This window comes from Mycobacterium sp. UM_Kg27, from assembly GCF_000972905.1.
Taxonomy (GTDB): Bacteria; Actinomycetota; Actinomycetes; order Mycobacteriales; family Mycobacteriaceae; genus Mycobacterium.
Genome location: NZ_JRMM01000022.1, coordinates 1 through 18,149, shown reverse-complemented (window position 1 = coordinate 18,149; position 18,149 = coordinate 1). Strand labels below are relative to the sequence as shown.

The following is an 18,149-nucleotide window of genomic DNA, read 5'->3' as shown; positions in this document are numbered from 1 at the left end:
CGAGCAAGTGCTTGGTAGGTTAGCCTACAAGGGTGCAAGCAGTCGAGGAGTTCCGGGCTGAGGTCCGTGCATGGCTGGCCGACAACCTGGTCGGGGAGTTCGCCGAGCTCAAGGGCCTCGGCGGCCCCGGGCGCGAACATGAGGCGTTCGAGGAGCGGATGGCGTGGAACCGCCATCTGGCCGACGCCGGACTGACCTGCCTGGGCTGGCCGACCGAACACGGCGGGCGCGGCCTGTCGGTGGCTCACCGGGTGGCGTTCTACGAGGAGTACGCCCGCGCTGACGCGCCCGACAAGGTCAACCACCTGGGCGAAGAGCTGCTGGGGCCCACCCTGATCGCCTTCGGCACACCCGAGCAGCAGCAGCGCTTCCTGCCCGGAATCCGCAACGTCACCGAGCTGTGGTGCCAGGGCTACTCCGAGCCGGGAGCCGGCAGCGACCTGGCCAACGTGGCCACCACCGCGGTACTGGACGGCGACGCGTGGGTCATCAACGGCCAAAAGGTCTGGACGTCACTGGCGCACCTGTCGCAGTGGTGCTTCGTGGTGGCCCGCACCGAGAAGGGCTCCAAGCGGCACAACGGACTGTCCTACCTGCTGGTGCCGCTGGACCAGCCCGGCGTCGAGATCCGGCCGATCGTGCAGCTGACCGGCACCTCGGAGTTCAACGAGGTGTTCTTCGACGACGCGCGCACCGACGCCGATCTGGTGGTCGGGGAGCCCGGCGACGGCTGGAAGGTCGCGATGGGCACGCTCACCTTTGAGCGTGGCGTGTCGACACTGGGGCAGCAGATCCGTTACGCCCGGGAACTGTCCGCGCTCGCCGAACTCGCACAGCGCAACGGTGCCGCCGAAGACCCGCTGATCCGCGAGCGGTTGACCCGGTCCTGGGTCGGCCTGCGGTCGATGCGGTCCTACGCGATGGCCACCATGGACGTGGAGCAGCCGGGCCAAGACAACGTCTCGAAGTTGTTGTGGGCCAACTGGCACCGCGATCTCGGCGAGCTCGCCATGGATGTGATCGGTCGCGACTCGATGGTGCTGCGCGACGGCGAGTTCGACGAATGGCAGCGGCTCTACCTGTTCACCCGCAGCGACACCATCTACGGCGGTTCGAACGAGATTCAGCGCAACATCATCGCCGAGCGGGTTCTCGGCCTACCCCGAGAGGCAAAGGGATGAGCTCGATTTCGGATCTGTCCAAGGCGCCGGAAGAGATCGCCGGACACGGCCTGTTGGCGGGCAAGACGGTGCTGGTGACCGCGGCCGCCGGCACCGGGATCGGTTCCACCACCGCGCGACGAGCACTGCTCGAAGGCGCTGACGTGGTGGTCTCCGACTACCACGAGCGCCGGCTCGGCGAGACCCGCGACGAACTGGCCGGCCTCGGGCTGGGCCGGGTGGAGGCGGTGGTCTGTGACGTCACGTCCACCGCTGCGGTGGACGCGCTGTTCGACGAGGCCGTGGCGAAGATGGGCCGACTCGACGTGCTGGTCAACAATGCCGGACTCGGCGGGCAGACCCCGGTGATCGACATGACCGACGACGAGTGGGACCGCGTGCTCAACGTGACACTCACCTCGGTGATGCGAGCGACCCGGGCGGCGCTGCGCTACTTCCGCGGCGTCGAGCACGGCGGGGTGATCGTCAACAATGCCAGCGTGTTGGGTTGGCGCGCACAGCATTCGCAGTCGCACTACGCCGCGGCTAAGGCCGGCGTGATGGCGCTGACCCGGTGCAGCGCGATCGAGGCCGTCGAATACGGGGTCCGGATCAACGCCGTCTCGCCGTCCATCGCGCGGCACAAGTTCCTGGAGAAGACCAGCTCGGCGGAGTTGCTGGACCGCCTCGCCGACGGCGAGGCCTTCGGCCGGGCCGCTGAGCCGTGGGAGATCGCCACCACCATCGCGTTCCTGGCCAGTGACTATTCCAGTTACCTGACCGGCGAGATCATCTCGGTTTCCAGCCAGCGCGCCTGATGCCATGACGCGCCGTGACGAACTCCTGAACCTGGCGGCGGCCATGATCGCCGAGCGTGGCCTGCGTGCCACGACCGTGCGCGACATCGCCGACGCCGCCGGGATCTTGTCCGGCAGTCTGTATCACCACTTCTCCTCCAAGGAGGAGATGGTCGACGAGGTGCTGCGCGACTTTCTGGACTGGCTGTTCGATCGTTATCAGCAGATCGTCGATCACGAAACCGATCCGCTGGAGCGCCTCAAGGGACTGTTCCTGGCCTCGTTCGACGCGATCGAGCATCGGCACGCCCAAGTCGTCATCTACCAGGACGAGGCCAAGCGGCTGTCGGCTCACGAGCGGTTCTCCTACGTCGACGAACGCAACCGGCAGCAACGCAAGATGTGGCTTGACGTGCTGGCGCAGGGCATCGAAGCGGGATGTTTCCGGCCCGACCTCGACGTTGACCTGGTGTACCGCTTCATCCGCGACACCACTTGGGTATCGGTGCGCTGGTACCAACCGGGTGGTCCTTTAACGGCCGAACAAGTCGGCAGGCAATACCTCGCCATCGTGCTGGGTGGAATCACCAAAGAAGGAAGTTGATATGTCACAAGTCGCGCACGTTTCCCAGGCGTATGTCATCGACGCCGTTCGCACCGCCGTCGGCAAGCGCAACGGCTCGCTGGCCGGCATTCACCCGATCGACTTGGGCGCGTTGGCTTTCAGTGGTCTGCTGGACCGTGTCGGCGTCGACCCGGCCGCCGTCGACGATGTGGTCGTCGGCTGCGTGGACGCCGTCGGCGGCCAGGCCGGCAACATCGGCAGGCTCGCGTGGCTGGCGGCCGGCTTCCCCGAAGCGGTACCCGGGGTGACCGTCGACCGGCAGTGCGGTTCGTCCCAGCAGGCCATCTCCTTCGGCGCGCAGGCGATCATGTCGCGCACCGCGGACCTGATCGTGGCCGGCGGCGTGCAGAACATGAGCTGGATCCCGATCTCGTCGGCAATGGTCGTCGGCGAGCAATTCGGCTTCACCTCCCCGACCAACGAGTCGAAGAAGTGGCTGGAGCGCTACGGGGACGAAGAGGTCTCGCAGTTCCGCGGTGCGGAGATGATCGCCGAGCGCTGGGACATCTCCCGCGAGGACATGGAGCGCTTCGCGCTGCAGAGCCACCAGCGGGCATTCACCGCGATCGCCGAGGGCCGGTTCGACAACGAGATCATCCCGGTCGAGGTGGACGGCCGCTCGTTCCACATCGACGAGTGCCCGCGCGAGTCCACGCTGGAGAAGATGGCGGGTCTCAAGACGTTGGTCGAGGGCGGCCGGCTGACCGCCGCGCTCTCCAGCCAGATCTGCGACGGGTCGGCTGCGGTGCTGCTCGCCTCAGAGCAGGCGGTCAAGGACCACAACCTGACCCCCCGCGCCCGTATCCACCACATCAGCGCCCGTGGTGACGACCCGGTGATCATGCTGACCGGCCCGATTCCGGCGACGCGCTACGCGCTGGAAAAGACCGGCCTGAGCATCGACGACATCGACGTCGTTGAGATCAACGAGGCGTTTGCGCCGGTGGTACAGGCCTGGATGAAGGAGTTCCCGATCGACCCGGCCAAGGTCAACCCCAACGGCGGGGCGATCGCGCTGGGTCACCCGCTGGGGGCGACCGGGGCCAAATTGTTCACCACAATGCTCAACGAACTGGAGCGCACCGGCGGCCGGTACGGTTTGCAGACGATGTGCGAAGGCGGGGGCACCGCTAACGTCACGATCATCGAGCGTCTGGGCGGCTAAAATCTTCAATTATGGAAACACCGCCTCCGACGGCACCAGGAGGACGCCGGATTCGCGGGCTCGACGCTGATCAGCGCCGAGCCCAGCGCCGTGAGCAACTTTTGACCGCAGCATTCGAATTGTTTGCCCGAGACGGTTACGCCAACACCTCGATCGAGCAGATCTGCCAAACGGCCTACGTCGGCAACAAGGCGTTCTACGAACTGTTCGACAGCAAGGAAGACTGTTACCTGGCGCTGATGAACGAGATCGGCGAGCGCATCGAGGCAAAAGTCGAGGAGGAGTTGCTTCACGGCGCCCCCGACGACATTGAAGAGACCGAAGAGGCGACGGTGCGTCGCGTGCTGACGGTGTTCGCCCATGAGCTGGTCGTCGATCCTCGGGTGGCTGTCGTCGCGTTCCGGGAAAGCACCGGAATCTCGCCACGGGTCGAGGCGCAACGGCGGGCCAACCGTCGGTGGGCCGCGAACTTCATCGAGTCGTTCTGGCGCAGCAAGGCCCAGGACGGTGAGGCCCCCGACTATCGGGCGATGGCGGTGGCCACCGTCGGGGGTCTTTTCGAGATCATCGCCGATTTTCTGCACCAGACCGACCCGCCGCGATCGATCGACGATCTCACACGTGACCTCACCACGTTCCTGATCACCGTCAGCAACGGGATCCATCTGCCGGCCCAGGCCAGCTGAAGTCACGCGGTCGCCGATTCACCCCGTCAGACCGGCGATGATGTCGTCGACCGTTCGCCCTGCCAGCGCATCCAGATCGGGGCGGGGCGCGCCGCGCAGCGGCCCGCGCAGGGCCAGCTCGGCGAATCCGTGCACGGCCGACCAGCACGGCCACTCCGCTCCGGCACGCCGGTTCGCGTGCAGCACACCGGCATCGGCCATCGCATCGAGTGCGTCGACCAGCGCGCGAAAAGGTGGCGGGGCTCCGTCGTCGACTGACGTGAGCCCTGATCCGAAGAAGGCCACGGTGAACCACCCGGGCTCGTCCAGCGCGAAACCGATGTAGCCCAGTCCGACCGCACGGAGCTGATCGCGCGCCCGGTTCGCTGCGGTGCCGCGCCGGGTCACCGGTACCAACATGCGAGCGGCCATCCGCTCGCCGATGGCGATTGCGACGGCCTTCAACAGTGCCTCGCGGTCGGCGAAGTGGCGGTAGGCGGCGTTCGGGGAGACCCCGACGCGCCGGGTCGCCTCCCGGACCGTGAGAGCCTCTGGACCGCCGAGCCGGGTCAGCTGTAGACCGGCGTCTATCAGGGCCGCGCCCAGGTCGCCATGGTGATAGCCGGTCTTTGTCGCAGTCACCTCTTGACAGCCCCCTCGGGAAAAAGTGTACGGTGTGAACATAGTCAATGTGGACGTTGTACACATAGCAATGGGAGTTCTCGTGATGGCAGGTGTCGGGGTGCCGCCGGTGGTGGACCATCAGACGTGGCAGCGCGAACTGGATGCCTTGTGTGTCCGCGAGAAAGCGGCGACCCGGGAGCTGGACGCGATCGCCGCGCAGCGCCGCCGTCTGCCGATGGTCACCATGGACGACTACGTGCTCGAGGGCGAACGCGGGCCCGTCTGCCTGGCCGAGGTGTTCGAAGGCAACAGTCAGCTGATCGTCTATCACCACATGTGGTCCCCGGGCCAGCAGTGGCAGTGCGCGGGATGTACCGGTTTCGTCTCGCAGTTCACCCGCCTCGAATTTCTGGCCGCCTACGATGCGCGGTTCGTGATTGTCACGCAGGGGCCCATCGACGAGGCGATCGCCTACAAGCGGCGCGTCGGCAATCAGATGGCCTGGTACAGCACCGCCAACAGTTCGTTCGGGGCTGACGTCGGGGCACCGCCGGGTGGGCAGTTCGCGGTGAATGTGTTTCTGCGGCAAGGTAATGCGGTGTATCGCACCTGGCATACCAACCGGCGCGGAACAGAACAGATCGGCCACGTGTTCTCGTTGCTCGATGTGCTGCCCTACGGGCGCCAGGAAGAGTGGCAGGACTCACCCGACGGCTGGCCGCAGAGCCCCACCTACAGCCGCTGGGCCAGCTCGCCGGAACTCGCGCAGCTCTATGGCGCCAGTTCGTAGTGTTCCGAACCGAGAAGGAGCAAGATGAGTACCGCCAAGGTCGGCTTGAAGTCGATCAACCTCGTTTGTGTGCCCACCGTCGACCAGGACAAGGCCATCGCGTTCTACGAGTCGTTGGGCTTCGAGAAACGCACCGACATCCACATGGGCGACGGCTACCGGTGGGTCGAGGTCTACCCGCCGCAGGGTCTGGCGGGCATTGCGCTGGCGCCGCCGTCGCCGGAGAGCGGTCCGGTTGAGCCGGCCGTCACCGGCATCACGCTGACCACCGACGACATCGACGCCACGCTGGCCGCGATGCGGGAACTCGGAGTCGATGTCGACGCAGAGATCATGCGTCAGGGAGACCCCGTTCCGCCGCTGTTCTGGTTCCGCGACCCGACCGGCCACACCCTGATGGTGGCCGAGGTCTAACCACCGCGCCGAGCGCCAATCTCACGGCGCAGCACCAGCGTGTCGCGTCGTAAGATTGGCGCTCGGCGGGCTTGTGGATGGGTGTCGGCGCGGATCGGCACCAGCGGGCAGGCTTTCAGGCTGTGGACGAATTGGCCTGGCCATTCCTGGGGCAGGAGGCGCTGGTTGCCAAGGCCATCCCCGAGCGGGCGATGCGGGCACTTTACCAACCGGTCTACCCCGGGGTTTACGCGCCGTGGGGTATTGAGCTGACCGCCCGGCAGCGGGCTGAGGCGGCGTGGCTGTGGTCACGCCGCCGCGGCGTGGTCGCGGGTGCCTCGGCTGCGGCGCTGCTGGGCGCGAAGTGGGTGAGTGGCGCGCTGGACGCCGAGCTGGTGTACGGCAGCCGTCAGCCACCGCCGAGGCTCGTCGTGCACCGTGACACTCTGAAGCCCGGCGAGGTGACGACCGTCGACGGGATTGCGGTCACTGTCCCGGCACGCACCGCTTTCGACATCGGGCGGCGAACCCGGTCGCGGCTGGTCAGCCTGCAGCGACTCGACTCGTTGGCGAACGCGACCGGCGTCGGGATCGCCGATGTCGAGGCCGTCATCGCTGCCCATCCCGGGGCACGAGATCTGACCCGGCTGCGGGGTGTGCTGCCACTGGTCGACGGTGGTGCGGAATCTCCGCAGGAGTCCGGGACTCGCCTAGCCTTGATCGACGCCGGGTTGCCACGCCCGGAGACCCAGATCGTGGTGCGCGACGAGTACGGCGGATTCGTGGCGCGGCTGGACATGGGATACCCGCAGTTCAAGGTCGGTATCGAATATGACGGCCAACAGCACTGGACGGACCCCAGGCAGCGACAGCGCGATATCGACCGGCAGGTAGCGCTCGCCGACCAAGGCTGGGTGATCAGCCGGGTCAGCGCGGAGCTGCTGCGTTACCGTCGCGGGACGTTGATTGCCCGGGTGAAGGAGGCGATGTATTCCGCCGGATGGCCCGGCCAGGTCGCGGGTGCCAATCTGGCGACGCCGCCACGGCATGTCGCGTCGTGAGATTGGCGCTCGCGATCAGGCGATGAAGGAGTTGGCCGCCCGCAGCTGCTCGACCGCCTCGTCGACGATCGAGGTGATCAGCTCCGCGCAGGACGGCAGGCTGTCCAGGATGCCCGCCACCTGACCCGAGGCCAGCACACCGGCTTCGGTGTTGCCTTCCACGAGCCCGGCTTTGAGCAGCATCGGAGTGTTGGCGGCCATCAGCACCTGCGACCAGGTGAGCTCCTTGCCATGCCGCATGGCCAGTCCGTCGCGCACCATGGTCGGCCAGCTCATCTGCGACATCTTCTTGAACTTCGCCGCGTTGCGGATAGCGGCGCTGAAACCGCGTGCCCGCGAACCGCTTTCGAGCTTCTCCACCAGTTCGGTGCGCAGCACCCGGTGTGGCATACCGTCGACCCTGGTGGAGACCACGGTGCCGCTCAGGTCAGCGGCCAAGTAGCGCTGCTTGACCGCGTCCGGAACAGTGGAGTCGCTGGTCAGCAGGAATCGGGTGCCCATCGCGACACCGGTCGCACCATAGGACAGCGCGGCGGCCAGGCCGCGGCCGTCGAAGAACCCGCCGGCGGCGATCACCTGAACCCCGGTACCGGCGACGGCGTCAAGCACCGAAGGCAGCAGCAGCGTGGTGGCGACCGGACCGGTGTGCCCGCCGCCCTCGCCGCCCTGCACGATCACCGCGTCGGCGCCCCAGGACGCCACCTTCTTGGCGTGCTTGGCCGCACCGACCGACGGGATCACCACCGAGCCCGCCTCTTTGAGCTTGGCGATCAGCTCGGCTTTGGGGGCCAGCGCGAACGACGCCACCTTGACGCCCTCGCGGATCATCAGATCCACCCGGTCACCGGCGTCGGATGCGTCGGCGCGGATGTTGACGCCGAACGGCTTGTCGGTGGCCGACTTCACCTTGGAGATCGCGGCGGCCAACTCGTCGATCGTCATGGTCGCCGAGGCCAGGATGCCCAGGCCGCCGGCGTTGGCGGTGGCCGAGACCAGGCGGGCGCCGGCCACCCAGCCCATCCCGGTCTGCACCACCGGGTGTTCGATGCCGACCAGTTCGGTCAGCGGGGTCTTCAACCGGCTCATGCCCGCACTTCTTTGTCTCGCAGCGATTTCGGGTCGATGACCTCGCGGATCAATTGAAGCTCCTCGACCTCGGGCAACCGAGTCGTCGCCGCGTCGGCCAGGCCGTGCACCTCGAACGAGGTGTTCTCGGCGACCTCGTCGGCGGTGACGCCGGGGTGCAGCGAGACCGCGCGCATCTGGTGGTCGGGGCCATTGAAGTCGAACACTCCGAGGTTGGTCACCACGCCGCCCAGGTTGAAGAAGCGGAACGCCGGGTTGGCCGGATCCACCTTGTCGTAGCCGATGCCGGAGACGATGTCGACGGCCTGGCAGAACACCCGCGACGAGTGAGCGCCCACCCAGTAGCTGGTGGTGTGGTTGATGGTGTTTCCGGGCGCACCGCGGACCCCGAACATCTGCCGGGTGGGCTGCTGCAGCGGACCGAATGCCGAGAGGTTCTGGTTGCCGTAGCGGTCGATCTGGTTGGCGCCCATGATCACATGGCGCCGGCCCCACGACAGGGTTTCGAAGACCCGGTTGAACGGCATCCAGCCTTCCAGCGGCCCGACCTTGCCGATCGCCGGGGTGTCGGCCAGGATGCGGGCCTCTCCGTCGGTGAGCACCAGGTCCGGGGAGAAGGTCAGGCGGGCCAGCCGGGCGCCGACCGAGGGCACCGTGGCCATCGGTGAGGCCATGATCTCGCCGGCGTCGCGGAACAGCTCGGCGCAGGCGACGGCGCAGATCTCGGCGCGAGTGGGTGAGTCGGTCATGCTTGTGCCTCCGCTCCGAATGCCTTAACCGCCGCCTGGTAGTCGTCTTCACTACCGGACAGGTAGGTGGCCTTGAATTCCGCCCAGGTCTCGTCGGACTTGGCGGCTTCGGCGTAGTGCCGCTGGAACTTCTCGTCGCGGCCGTAATCGGCTGCCCCGATGGTGAAGTGGGCGCCACCCGGGGCCTCCACCACCTTGTCCACCATCATCCGGTTGATCACCTGGGTCTGCGGCGAGGTGCTGGCGATCAGCTCTTCGGTGGGCACGATCTTCTCCACCGACAGGAAACGGCGCTGCGCCGACATCAGGAACAGGTCGTCGAAGTACGGATCGATGCCGGTGTAGGCGGCGTTGCCGCGGGCGTCGCCGAGGTTCAGGTGCACGAACGCGGCGTCCAGGTTCAGGGCCGGCATCGCGACCAGGGTCTCGTGGGCGCCGTCCGTCGGGTACGGCGAGGTGACGGTCTTGAGCTCGCCCTCCCAGAAGTCGATCACCGAGCTGCCCAGCCCGGCGCGGATCGGCAGGAACGGCAGCCGCTGGGCGGCGGCCTGCAGTCCGCAGCGCAGCATGCCCTCGTCCATCTCGCGGGCCTCGATGGCCCCGGTGGTGCGGGCCTTGGAGAACCACGGGTCGTAGAACGGCGGCGAGTCCAGGGAGACGAACCCGTAGTAGGCCCGGCGCACTTTCCCCGCCGAACACAGCAGACCCAGGTCCGGTCCGCCGTAGGTCACTACGGTGAGGTCCTTGACGTCGGTGCGCAGGATGGCGCGCACGAACGCCATCGGCTTACGCCGCGAGCCCCAGCCGCCGATACCGACGGTCATGCCGTCGCGCAGCTCGGAGACGGCGTCGTCGAGAGTGGTGATCTTCGAAGCCATTACTTCTTGCCCTTCTCGGTACCGGCGAACTCGTCGCGGTGTTCGTCGGCGACACCGGAGAGGTTGAGCTCAAAGGTGAAGCCCTGCTCCATGCGGTAGCTGGAGTTGACCTTCTGCACGTCGATGAGGTTCAGCGCTTCCTTGGCCGCCCGGATCACCCGAGTGTCCTTGGCGGCGATATCGCGGGCCACCCGCAGCGCGGCCTCGTCGAGCTCGTCGCGCGGCACCACCTCGTGCACCGATCCGTACTGGTGCAGGGTGGCGGCGTTGACGGTGGCCGCGGTGTAGAACAACCGGCGCATCATGTGCTGCGGCACCAGCCGGGACAGGTGGGTGGCCGCACCGAGGGCGCCGCGCTCCACCTCGGGCAGACCGAACTTGGCGTCGTCAGAGGCCACGATCACGTCGGCGTTGCCGACCAGGCCGATCCCGCCGCCCACGCAGAAGCCGTTGACCGCGGCGACCACCGGCACCGCGCACTCATAGACGGCCTTGAATGCCGCGAAGCAACCACGGTTGGCGTCGATCAGGGCGGTGAAGCCCTCGGTGTTCTGCATTTCCTTGATGTCCACCCCGGCGTTGAATCCGCGGCCCTCCGCGCGAAGGATCACCACGTGGGTGGACATGTCCTTGCCGGCGGCCGTGATGACCTCGCCGAGCTCGAACCAGGCCCGCGACGGCAGCGCGTTGACCGGTGGGTAGTCGACGGTGACCGCGACGATCCCCGGTTCGACGGTTGTGGATGTGATCGGCATGGGCGGACTTCCCTGTCGTATTGGGGCCTTGGAGTACCTAAGCTACCTAAGCAAGCACTTGCTTGGTACGCTAGCACAGTGGGTGATGCGATCAACCTCGGATTGACCGGCAAGGTGGTCCTGGTGACCGGCGGGGTGCGCGGCGTCGGCGCGGGCATCAGTGCCGTCTTCGCCGATCAGGGTGCGACGGTGGTGACCTGCGCCCGGCGTCCGGTGGAGGGCCTGCCGTATGAATTCCATTCCTGCGACGTTCGCGACGACGACGCGGTCAAGGGTCTGATCGAAGCGATCGTGGCCGCCCACGGCCGGATCGACATCGTGGTCAACAATGCCGGCGGGTCTCCGTTCGCGCTGGCCGCCGATGCGTCGGCCAACTTCAGTCGCAAGATCATCGAGCTGAACCTGATCAGCGCCCTGCTCGTGTCCACGCACGCCAACGCGGTCATGCAGACCCAGGACGACGGGGGCTCGATCGTCAACATCACCAGTGTCAGCGGCTGCCGGCCGTCACCGGGAACCGCGGCCTACGGCGCGGCCAAGGCCGGGGTGGACAGCCTGACCACCTCGTTGGCCGTCGAGTGGGCGCCGAAGGTGCGGATCAACTCGATCGTGGTCGGCATGGTCGAGACCGAGCAGTCCGAGCTGTTCTACGGCGACGCCGAATCGGTGGCCGCCGTCGGTGCCACCGTGCCGTTGGGCCGGCTGGCCAAGCCATCCGAAATCGGTTGGACAGCCGCATTTTTGAGTTCCGATCTGGCGTCCTATGTCACTGGTGCCAGCCTGACCGTGCACGGTGGCGGAGAGAACCCCGCCTACCTCGACGCATCTAGCGCCAATAAATAGGTCGACCCCGAAAAAGGAGACAGCACTGATGGGACTTCTCGACGGCCGCGTGGTCATCGTCACCGGAGCGGGCGGCGGAATCGGGCGGGCGCACGCGCTGGCCTTTGCCGCCGAGGGCGCCCGGGTCGTGGTCAACGACATCGGTGTCGGGCTGGACGGCTCGCCGGCCGGCGGCGGCAGTGCTGCCCAGAGCGTGGTCGACGAGATCGTCGCAGCCGGCGGCGAAGCCGTGTCCAACGGCTCGAACGTCGCCGACTGGGGTCAGGCCGAGGCTCTGATCAAGCAGGCAGTCGACACCTACGGCACGCTCGACGTGCTGGTGAACAACGCCGGCATCGTCCGCGACCGGATGTTCGCCAACGCCACCGAAGAGGAGTTCGACGCCGTCACCGCGGTGCACCTCAAGGGTCACTTCGCCACCATGAAGCACGCTGCCGCGTATTGGCGGGCCAAGTCCAAGGCCGGCGAGACTGTCGACGCCCGGATCATCAACACCAGCTCCGGCGCCGGCCTGCAGGGCAGCGTCGGTCAGGCCACCTACAGCGCGTCCAAGGCAGGCATCGCCGCGCTGACCCTGGTAGCCGCCGCTGAGATGGGCCGCTACGGAGTCACCGCCAACGCCATCGCGCCGTCGGCCCGTACCCGCATGACCGAGACCGTCTTCGCCGACATGATGGCCACCCAGGACGCGGCGTTCGACACCATGGCCCCGGAGAATGTCAGCCCGCTGGTGGTCTGGCTGGGCAGCGTCGAGTCGCGCGACGTGACCGGCAAGGTCTTCGAGGTCGAAGGTGGCAAGATCCGCGTCGCCGAGGGCTGGGCGCACGGGCCGGAACTCGACAAGGGCGCCAAATGGGATCCCGCCGAGCTGGGGCCGGTCGTCACCGACCTGCTGGCCAAGGCGCGGACACCCGTGCCGGTCTACGGGGCCTAGACCGCAACGGATGAAAGTCCCGATGCGCGGACCAGCAGCGTTATACGCGAGCGTCAATATTGTGATACTTACTTAGCCGGACAAGTACGCGTTGCGGCCCTTCCCTCATCGGGCAGCGACGTAATCTTTCACCTGCTCTTAGGTGACGCGCTCGTGTTCATGTCCAGCTGCTGGAGGTCTTGTGTCGGTGCTCGAGGTGGACGACCAACCACCCACAGCAGTCCGGCGTCGACGGCATCCGCACCCCGGTGAAGGCGTACCGAGCTTCTCGTGGCCCACCTTCGTACTCGGGGTGGTCGGCATCACCGTATTCGTATTGGTAGCCATCGGCGCCGCCCGCGGATTGCTTTCGGCTTGGGTCGTCATACCGCTGAGCACGTTGGTCACCTACGTGCTGTTCTCGGTGGCGCACGAAGCCCTGCACCGCTCGTTCTGCTCGGTGCGCTGGGTGAACGCGGTGGTCGGCCGGGTGGCTTGGCTGTTGGTGGTGCTGCCGTTCTCGTTGCCGGCGTTCGGCTACGTCCACGGTGAGCACCACCGTCACACCAATGATCCCGAGCGCGATCCCGATATGTTCGCCACCCATGCGCCCACCTGGCAGCTGCCGTTCCGCTGGGCGCTGATGGACCTGTTCAATGCGGCCTGGTACGTCCGCAAGCTGTGGCCGAGGGTCCGCCATTCCTGGCGGCGTCCGATTGCCGAGCTCGCCGAAACGTCGGTGCTGTTCTCGTTGACCATCGCCATGACCGTCGCGGCGATTCTCACCGACCACTTCTGGCTGCTTGCTGAGGTGGTGTTGATTCCGCAGCGCCTCGGTCTTTTCATCATCGGATGGGCCTTCGACTGGTTGCCGCACCACGGGATCGACATCACGCAGCGTGAGGATCGTTATCGCGCCAGTCGTCTTCGGGTCGGGATGGAATGGCTGCTCGCGCCGTTGATGCTGTCTCAGAATTACCACCTGATCCACCATCTCCATCCCTGGCTGCCGTTCTACCGCTACCTGCCGGCGTGGCGACGCAACGAGGACCTCTACCTGGAGCACCACGCTGCCGTCACCACCGTGTTCGGCCGGGAACTCAACGCCGAGGAACACCGGCATTTCAAGCGCTGGGCGCAGGTCGAGCTCGAGTCCCGCATCGCCTGACGCCGGCACGGCTACGCCGCTGTCAGGTGTTTTGCGCCGCTTCGTGAGCGAGTTGCAAGCGGGACGAGATATCGAGCTTGGTGTAGATCCGGTTCAGGTGCGAGTGCACCGTACGGGGCGAGACGCTCAGTTCTGCGGCGATCTCCTTGTCACGAAGGCCGGCACTGATGAGCCGGACAATATTGCGCTCGGCCGGCGTCAGCGAACCCCAACCGCTGGACGGGCGTTTGGAGGCGCTTCTGCCCTTTGCGTCGCCACGGCATGCGTAAGCGATGGCATCAGCCGTCGACAGTGCATTACCCTGATCCCAACAACGCTCAAAATCGTTCTGCGGCATGGCCTCTCGTAGCGAGTTGACGGTGGCCTGATAGCCGGCGTCGTAGACCTTGGTGCGGACCGCGCCGGTGCGCTCACGGATGCCCGCAGCTGAGCCGATCAGCCGTGCTGCATCGTGGAGTCGGCCTGCGGCCGTGGCCACCGCGGCCAGCAGTTCGATCAGGTCGGGGGTGCCCAGGAGCGCCTCAGTGTCCGCCGCGATGGCCAGCGCGTCCCTCGCGTCTCGTTCGGCCTGCTCGAACTCGCCCTCGGCCATGGCCACCTGGCCACGTATCTCCAGCAGCAATATCCGGTGGATCCCCGAGCCCACCGACAGCGCCTCGTCAGCCCAACGACGCGCGGCGGCCAGGTCACCGGATGCCAGCGCCGCGCGAGCGAGCGGATTGCCGTTGATTGCCAATAGTTGGGGCAGCGCACATGCTTCGCAAGCCGCGTCAGCTGCGCTGACAGCCCCGGGTACGTCGCCGGCGGCCAACCGGGTGTCTGTCACCGCGCCGAACCCGAACGCGCGGTGGAAGTCGATGAGCTCGGCGGCGGCCTCGACGCATGCATCGGCCGCCGCACGCGCCCGCCGGGTATCACCTTGGCACGCAAGGGCTTCAGCTAGAAGCGTCAGGCTCTGGGCGCCGAACAGTGGGTCGTGTGCCGCCTCGGCCTCCGTCGCCACCTGCCGGGCCTGCTCGATTGCCATCGTGAGCTCCGCGCGGTGCAGGTGGGCCAGTCCTAGGCAAAGGCGGCACAGTCGCGCCACCGACCAGTCACCGACCGCGTCACCGAGTGCTGCGCCGTTCTCCGCCGCACGCCGCATCGTCTCGAGGTCGCCGGCCACGAACGCCGAATACGCCTGCACGCCGTAGATCTGGCTCAACCGCCAGTCGTCGTTCATGTCAGGAGACAGCGCAATGGCCTGCTCGAAGTAAGGCAGGGCGAGTTCGGGGCTGTAGCTACAGGTGAAGCCGCAGGCGGCCAGCGCCCAGGCGAGCAGTCCCGGCTCGTCGAGATCCCGGGCGATGGAGACCGCTTCCTCTGCTTGCTGAGCCTGCCCGTAGTTTCCGATCAATGCGTCGAAGATCGCTTTGTCGGCGAGTGTCCGGGCACGCGCGCCAGGCGACATGGTGGCCCCGACGGCGAGCATCGCGTTGAACCATGCCAGGCCTTCCAAGGTCCGACTATGGATCCACAGCGGGAGCAGCGATGACGCGAGACGCGCGGCAAGCTCCAGGTCGCCGTGGTCGCGGCTCCAGGTGAAGGCGGCCCGGAGGTTGTCGATCTCGAGTTCCGCCTGAGCGATGTGCCAGCCATATCCGGCGGTCACCTCGGAGCCGAACAGGGTGGTGTAGTGATCACGGTGGCGCGCCCGGATAGCTTCGGATTCTCCGGCCTTCTCGAGCTTCTCCAGGGCGTACTGCTGCACGGTCTGCAACATCCGGAAGCGCGTCGAATCGCCGGTACTGTCAGCTATCACCAGCGATTTGTCGACCAGCTGGGTGAGTTTGTCGATGATCAGCCCGCGCGGCAGGTCCGTGCCGCCGGCGACGGCGTGGGCGGCGTCGAGGTCGAAACCGCCCCTAAATGGCGCCAAACGGCGAAACACCACGCGCTCGGGCTCGCTCAACAAGTCATGCGACCAGTCTTCTGAAGCTCGCAGGGTCTGCTGGCGCGGAACCACCGTGCGCGCACCACCGGTCAACAGATGGAAGCGCTCGTCGAGCCCGTCGGCGATCTCGGCCAGTGACAACGCCCGAACCCGTGTTGCGGCGAGCTCGATGGCCAACGGAACCCCGTCCAGGCGACGACAGATTTCGGTCACCAAAGCGGTGTCGCCATCGGTGCCGGTGAAACTCGGCCGGACCTGCCGAGCGCGCTGCCGGAACAACTCGACAGCCTCGTCGACGAGCGAGAGCGATGGGGTTTTCCAGGTCACTTCGCCGGCTACCCCGATGGGTGCGCGACTCGTCGCCACGATGGTCAGCTCTGTGCCGGCGGCCAACAGCGTGGCGGTCAGTTGCGCGCAGGCGGCCAGCAGATGCTCACAATTGTCGAGCACCAACAGCAATTGCCGGTCTGCGAGGTAGCGCACCAGGGTGTCGACCGGCGAGTGGTCCGGTCGATCAGGCAGGCCCAACCTGTGGGTCACGCGTTCCGGCAGCAGATCCGGATCGGTGATCGGCGCCAGGTCCACGCACCATGCCCCATCGCGGAACCGGTCGACAAACTCCTCGGCCAGTTGCAGCGCGAGCCGTGTCTTGCCGACTCCGCCGGAGCCGGTCAGCGTCACAAGACGGTTGCTATCAACCAGCCTACGAAGCTCGAGCATCTCCGCATCGCGTCCGACGAAACTCGTCAGCGGCGTCGGAAAGTAGTTCTCGTGTAACGCACTTCCGGTGCGAAGCGGCGGAAACTCGGTAGCAAGCCCGCGGTGGCAGAGCTGGGCTACTCGCTCCGGATACGGTATGCCCCGCAGCCGAAATGCGCCCAGATCGACCAGCCAAGCCTCTGGTGGGAGTCGGTCAGCCAGCAACGGCTCGGCGGTCTCCGACAGCAACATCTGACCGCTATGGGCCAGATCGCAGAGCCGTGCGGCGCGATTCACCAGCGATTTCGGGTGCGTCCAGGGCTCGGCCGCCGAGATCTTGTCGGCGTGCAACGCGATCCGCGGCCGGATCGGTGCCGAGGGGGCGTGCTGCAAGGCTATGGCACACGCCGCCGCATCAGTGGCGTCGGCGAACCCGACGGCGAACTTGTCGTTGTGGTCCCGTTCCAGCAGGCGTTCACCACGGTGGGCGGCAACGATGTCAGAGAGCGTGGCTTCGAGCCAGGAGAGACCGGTGGTCAACGACTCCGTGGGGGGCTGCCACTGCGGGCGGGCGTCTCCCGGACTGACCACAAGGACCGTCCGCGCGGGGGAAGGCGGCGAAACCGCCGCGTTCGGGTTCGACATCATCTACCGTCTCTCAGCGGCAAGGCTGCTCACCAAGGCGGGCAGGCGTCCATTCCCCCGGATGGATCGCCCCAGAATCCTTGCCGTCGTAACTTTATTTCCGCGTCTACGTACTTTTACCGCACCTCGGCGACACGATACCAGCGCGATTCCGGCAGTTTTGCCGATGATCTGGGCCTGTGCGCTGAGGCACAGTCAAGCTGGCAGAGCTGCGTATGCCCAGTCCGTCGCTCAGCAACGGGCCTATATCGTCGAACCCCTTCTGGTCGCGATATCTCGTTCCAGGGCAGCGCCAGCCAGGGACGACCAGGTTGCGGTTCCCAACGGTCACGGTCGTGACGGTTGGACGAGCCGTTGCCGTATGCGGCATTTCCCTTACTGTCTAGTTTGCCGTGCCAGCAAACTGCAATTAAAGAATTGCGCGTTGCATCCGTGGATCTTCAGGGTAACTCTGAGGGCTTCACGTGGAACGCGCGATTTATCGTGCCCATTACTGACGTTAGCTACAATTTTCGACAAATTTCTTATTGTTGAGGTGTGTGACTAAGGTCACGCCTGATGTGTATCGGTATTCAGGCAACGCGCTGACCAGGTGTTTTCAAATACCGATGTGAGTCACATCGACTCGCTACTGTGCTTTCAGCCACAAATGCGTCAGCTCGAGTTGGCGACAATTGAACAATAGCCCATAATTCGAACCTGCGTGAATGCTTAGCAAAAAATATGAGAAGGGTCGTCATGAGCCGTCGGATGTCTAGCAAATTGGTTCGTTCGTCTGGTGGGCGTGGGGGTCGGCGTGTGGTGGGTGCGTCGAGTGTGGTGGCGGCGTTTTTGGCGTTTGGGGTTGGTCCGGCGCCGTCGGCGTCTGCGGATTTCGAGGACCTGTTCGACCCGGTGTTCTGGTCGGGACTGTCGGATTCGGGTGCCGCTGCGGGGGTGTGGTCGGGGTGGTTGGCCGATCCGGGTGCGGCCGATGCGGGGTTCATTTATGACGTGTTTGAGCAGTTCGATCTGGCGGTGGCGACCTTCTACCACGAGCAGTTGTACCTGCCGCTGTACACCCTGACGCAGGACTTTATTGCTGGTAATGAGCAGTTTTTGGATCTGATCAATCAGCCGTGGGTGGACTTGTTCGGGCGGGAGTTGATCGGCAATGGGGTCGATGGGTTCACCGGGTCTAACGAGTCGCTGTTCGGTTCG

The 18,149-nt window shown here is 66.1% G+C and carries 17 protein-coding genes and 1 pseudogene; 12 read left to right on the top strand and 6 right to left on the bottom strand.

Translation table 11 applies throughout. The features are described from left to right. Positions 1-32: 32 nt before the first annotated feature. The 5 genes from ipdE1 to LI94_RS05890 are packed head-to-tail and all read left to right on the top strand — an operon-like array spanning position 33 to position 4,433. Positions 33-1,181: an acyl-CoA dehydrogenase IpdE1 gene (gene ipdE1 / locus LI94_RS05910; RefSeq protein WP_024442411.1), complete on the top strand. Its 1,149-nt coding sequence runs from the start codon at positions 33-35 to the stop codon at positions 1,179-1,181. After that, the gene (gene ipdF, locus LI94_RS05905; protein ID WP_125078389.1) at positions 1,178-1,978 is read left to right on the top strand and encodes a (5R,7aS)-5-hydroxy-7a-methyl-1-oxo-2,3,5,6,7,7a-hexahydro-1H-indene-carboxyl-CoA reductase; all 801 of its coding nucleotides are present in this window, start codon (positions 1,178-1,180) and stop codon (positions 1,976-1,978) included. The genes ipdE1 and ipdF overlap by 4 nt, the downstream gene beginning before the upstream one ends. Before the next feature lie 4 nt (positions 1,979-1,982). Beyond that, positions 1,983-2,561, top strand: a complete 579-nt coding sequence (gene kstR2 / locus LI94_RS05900; protein ID WP_024442413.1) for a TetR family transcriptional regulator KstR2 — start codon at positions 1,983-1,985, stop codon at positions 2,559-2,561. A gap of 1 nt (position 2,562) precedes the next feature. Then, positions 2,563-3,747 (top strand): steroid 3-ketoacyl-CoA thiolase FadA6, encoded by a 1,185-nt coding sequence (fadA6, locus tag LI94_RS05895; protein ID WP_046300594.1) that lies wholly within the window; start codon positions 2,563-2,565, stop codon positions 3,745-3,747. Between the two features lie 11 nt (positions 3,748-3,758). Continuing rightward, positions 3,759-4,433, top strand: a complete 675-nt coding sequence (locus LI94_RS05890) for a TetR/AcrR family transcriptional regulator (RefSeq protein ID WP_024442415.1) — start codon at positions 3,759-3,761, stop codon at positions 4,431-4,433. Between the two features lie 18 nt (positions 4,434-4,451). Here LI94_RS05890 and LI94_RS05885 read toward each other — a convergent pair whose 3' ends face one another. Beyond that, on the bottom strand, positions 4,452-5,054 hold the full coding sequence (locus LI94_RS05885; RefSeq protein WP_024442416.1) for a WHG domain-containing protein: 603 nt from the start codon (positions 5,052-5,054) through the stop codon (positions 4,452-4,454). An 85-nt stretch (positions 5,055-5,139) separates the two neighbouring features. On the opposite strand from LI94_RS05885, the gene LI94_RS05880 reads away from it, so the two are divergent. The 3 genes from LI94_RS05880 (at position 5,140) to LI94_RS05870 (ending at position 7,280) form a co-directional block, all read left to right on the top strand. Beyond that, on the top strand, positions 5,140-5,826 hold the full coding sequence (locus LI94_RS05880; RefSeq protein WP_046300604.1) for a DUF899 family protein: 687 nt from the start codon (positions 5,140-5,142) through the stop codon (positions 5,824-5,826). A 24-nt stretch (positions 5,827-5,850) separates the two neighbouring features. Then, positions 5,851-6,240: a VOC family protein gene (locus LI94_RS05875; RefSeq protein ID WP_024442418.1), complete on the top strand. Its 390-nt coding sequence runs from the start codon at positions 5,851-5,853 to the stop codon at positions 6,238-6,240. 122 nt (positions 6,241-6,362) lie between these two features. Next, a complete protein-coding gene (locus tag LI94_RS05870; RefSeq protein WP_046300603.1) occupies positions 6,363-7,280 on the top strand; it encodes a hypothetical protein in 918 nt (305 codons plus the stop codon). A 15-nt stretch (positions 7,281-7,295) separates the two neighbouring features. On the opposite strand, the gene ipdC is transcribed toward LI94_RS05870, so the two are convergent. The 4 genes from ipdC to echA20 are packed head-to-tail and all read right to left on the bottom strand — an operon-like array spanning position 7,296 to position 10,748. Then, positions 7,296-8,366, bottom strand: coding sequence for a (3aS,4S,5R,7aS)-5-hydroxy-7a-methyl-1-oxo-octahydro-1H-indene-4-carboxyl-CoA dehydrogenase (ipdC, locus tag LI94_RS05865; RefSeq protein WP_024442420.1), 1,071 nt, complete (start codon positions 8,364-8,366; stop codon positions 7,296-7,298). Continuing rightward, positions 8,363-9,115: a cholesterol ring-cleaving hydrolase subunit IpdB gene (gene ipdB, locus LI94_RS05860; RefSeq protein ID WP_046300593.1), complete on the bottom strand. Its 753-nt coding sequence runs from the start codon at positions 9,113-9,115 to the stop codon at positions 8,363-8,365. Before ipdB ends, ipdC begins: the two co-directional genes overlap by 4 nt. After that, a complete protein-coding gene (gene ipdA / locus LI94_RS05855) occupies positions 9,112-9,993 on the bottom strand; it encodes a cholesterol ring-cleaving hydrolase subunit IpdA (RefSeq protein WP_024442422.1) in 882 nt (293 codons plus the stop codon). Before ipdA ends, ipdB begins: the two co-directional genes overlap by 4 nt. Then, positions 9,993-10,748, bottom strand: coding sequence for a (7aS)-7a-methyl-1,5-dioxo-2,3,5,6,7,7a-hexahydro-1H-indene-carboxyl-CoA hydrolase (echA20, locus tag LI94_RS05850; RefSeq protein ID WP_024442423.1), 756 nt, complete (start codon positions 10,746-10,748; stop codon positions 9,993-9,995). Before echA20 ends, ipdA begins: the two co-directional genes overlap by 1 nt. A gap of 78 nt (positions 10,749-10,826) precedes the next feature. Between echA20 and LI94_RS05845 the strand changes: the two genes are divergently transcribed. From LI94_RS05845 to LI94_RS05835, 3 genes are all read left to right on the top strand, one after another. After that, positions 10,827-11,591, top strand: a complete 765-nt coding sequence (locus LI94_RS05845; protein ID WP_046300592.1) for an SDR family oxidoreductase — start codon at positions 10,827-10,829, stop codon at positions 11,589-11,591. 28 nt (positions 11,592-11,619) lie between these two features. Then, positions 11,620-12,525, top strand: coding sequence for an SDR family oxidoreductase (locus LI94_RS05840; protein WP_046300591.1), 906 nt, complete (start codon positions 11,620-11,622; stop codon positions 12,523-12,525). Between the two features lie 196 nt (positions 12,526-12,721). Further along, entirely contained in the window at positions 12,722-13,672 is a 951-nt protein-coding gene (locus LI94_RS05835) for a fatty acid desaturase (protein WP_192830917.1), read from the top strand. Between the two features lie 22 nt (positions 13,673-13,694). Here LI94_RS05835 and LI94_RS05830 read toward each other — a convergent pair whose 3' ends face one another. Then, positions 13,695-16,844: a LuxR C-terminal-related transcriptional regulator gene (locus LI94_RS05830; RefSeq protein ID WP_192830916.1), complete on the bottom strand. Its 3,150-nt coding sequence runs from the start codon at positions 16,842-16,844 to the stop codon at positions 13,695-13,697. A gap of 903 nt (positions 16,845-17,747) precedes the next feature. Between LI94_RS05830 and LI94_RS05825 the strand changes: the two are divergent. After that, positions 17,748-18,149 (top strand): annotated as a pseudogene (locus LI94_RS05825) (hypothetical protein); the annotation flags it as partial.

Coding starts and splice junctions, on each gene's coding strand:
- ipdF (WP_125078389.1), top strand. CDS start 1,178: ATGAGCTCGATTTCGGATCTGTCCAAGGCGCCGGAAGAGATCGCCGGA.
- kstR2 (WP_024442413.1), top strand. CDS start 1,983: ATGACGCGCCGTGACGAACTCCTGAACCTGGCGGCGGCCATGATCGCC.
- fadA6 (WP_046300594.1), top strand. CDS start 2,563: ATGTCACAAGTCGCGCACGTTTCCCAGGCGTATGTCATCGACGCCGTT.
- LI94_RS05890 (WP_024442415.1), top strand. CDS start 3,759: ATGGAAACACCGCCTCCGACGGCACCAGGAGGACGCCGGATTCGCGGG.
- LI94_RS05880 (WP_046300604.1), top strand. CDS start 5,140: ATGGCAGGTGTCGGGGTGCCGCCGGTGGTGGACCATCAGACGTGGCAG.
- LI94_RS05875 (WP_024442418.1), top strand. CDS start 5,851: ATGAGTACCGCCAAGGTCGGCTTGAAGTCGATCAACCTCGTTTGTGTG.
- ipdC (WP_024442420.1), bottom strand. CDS start 8,366: ATGAGCCGGTTGAAGACCCCGCTGACCGAACTGGTCGGCATCGAACAC.
- ipdB (WP_046300593.1), bottom strand. CDS start 9,115: ATGACCGACTCACCCACTCGCGCCGAGATCTGCGCCGTCGCCTGCGCC.
- ipdA (WP_024442422.1), bottom strand. CDS start 9,993: ATGGCTTCGAAGATCACCACTCTCGACGACGCCGTCTCCGAGCTGCGC.
- echA20 (WP_024442423.1), bottom strand. CDS start 10,748: ATGCCGATCACATCCACAACCGTCGAACCGGGGATCGTCGCGGTCACC.
- LI94_RS05840 (WP_046300591.1), top strand. CDS start 11,620: ATGGGACTTCTCGACGGCCGCGTGGTCATCGTCACCGGAGCGGGCGGC.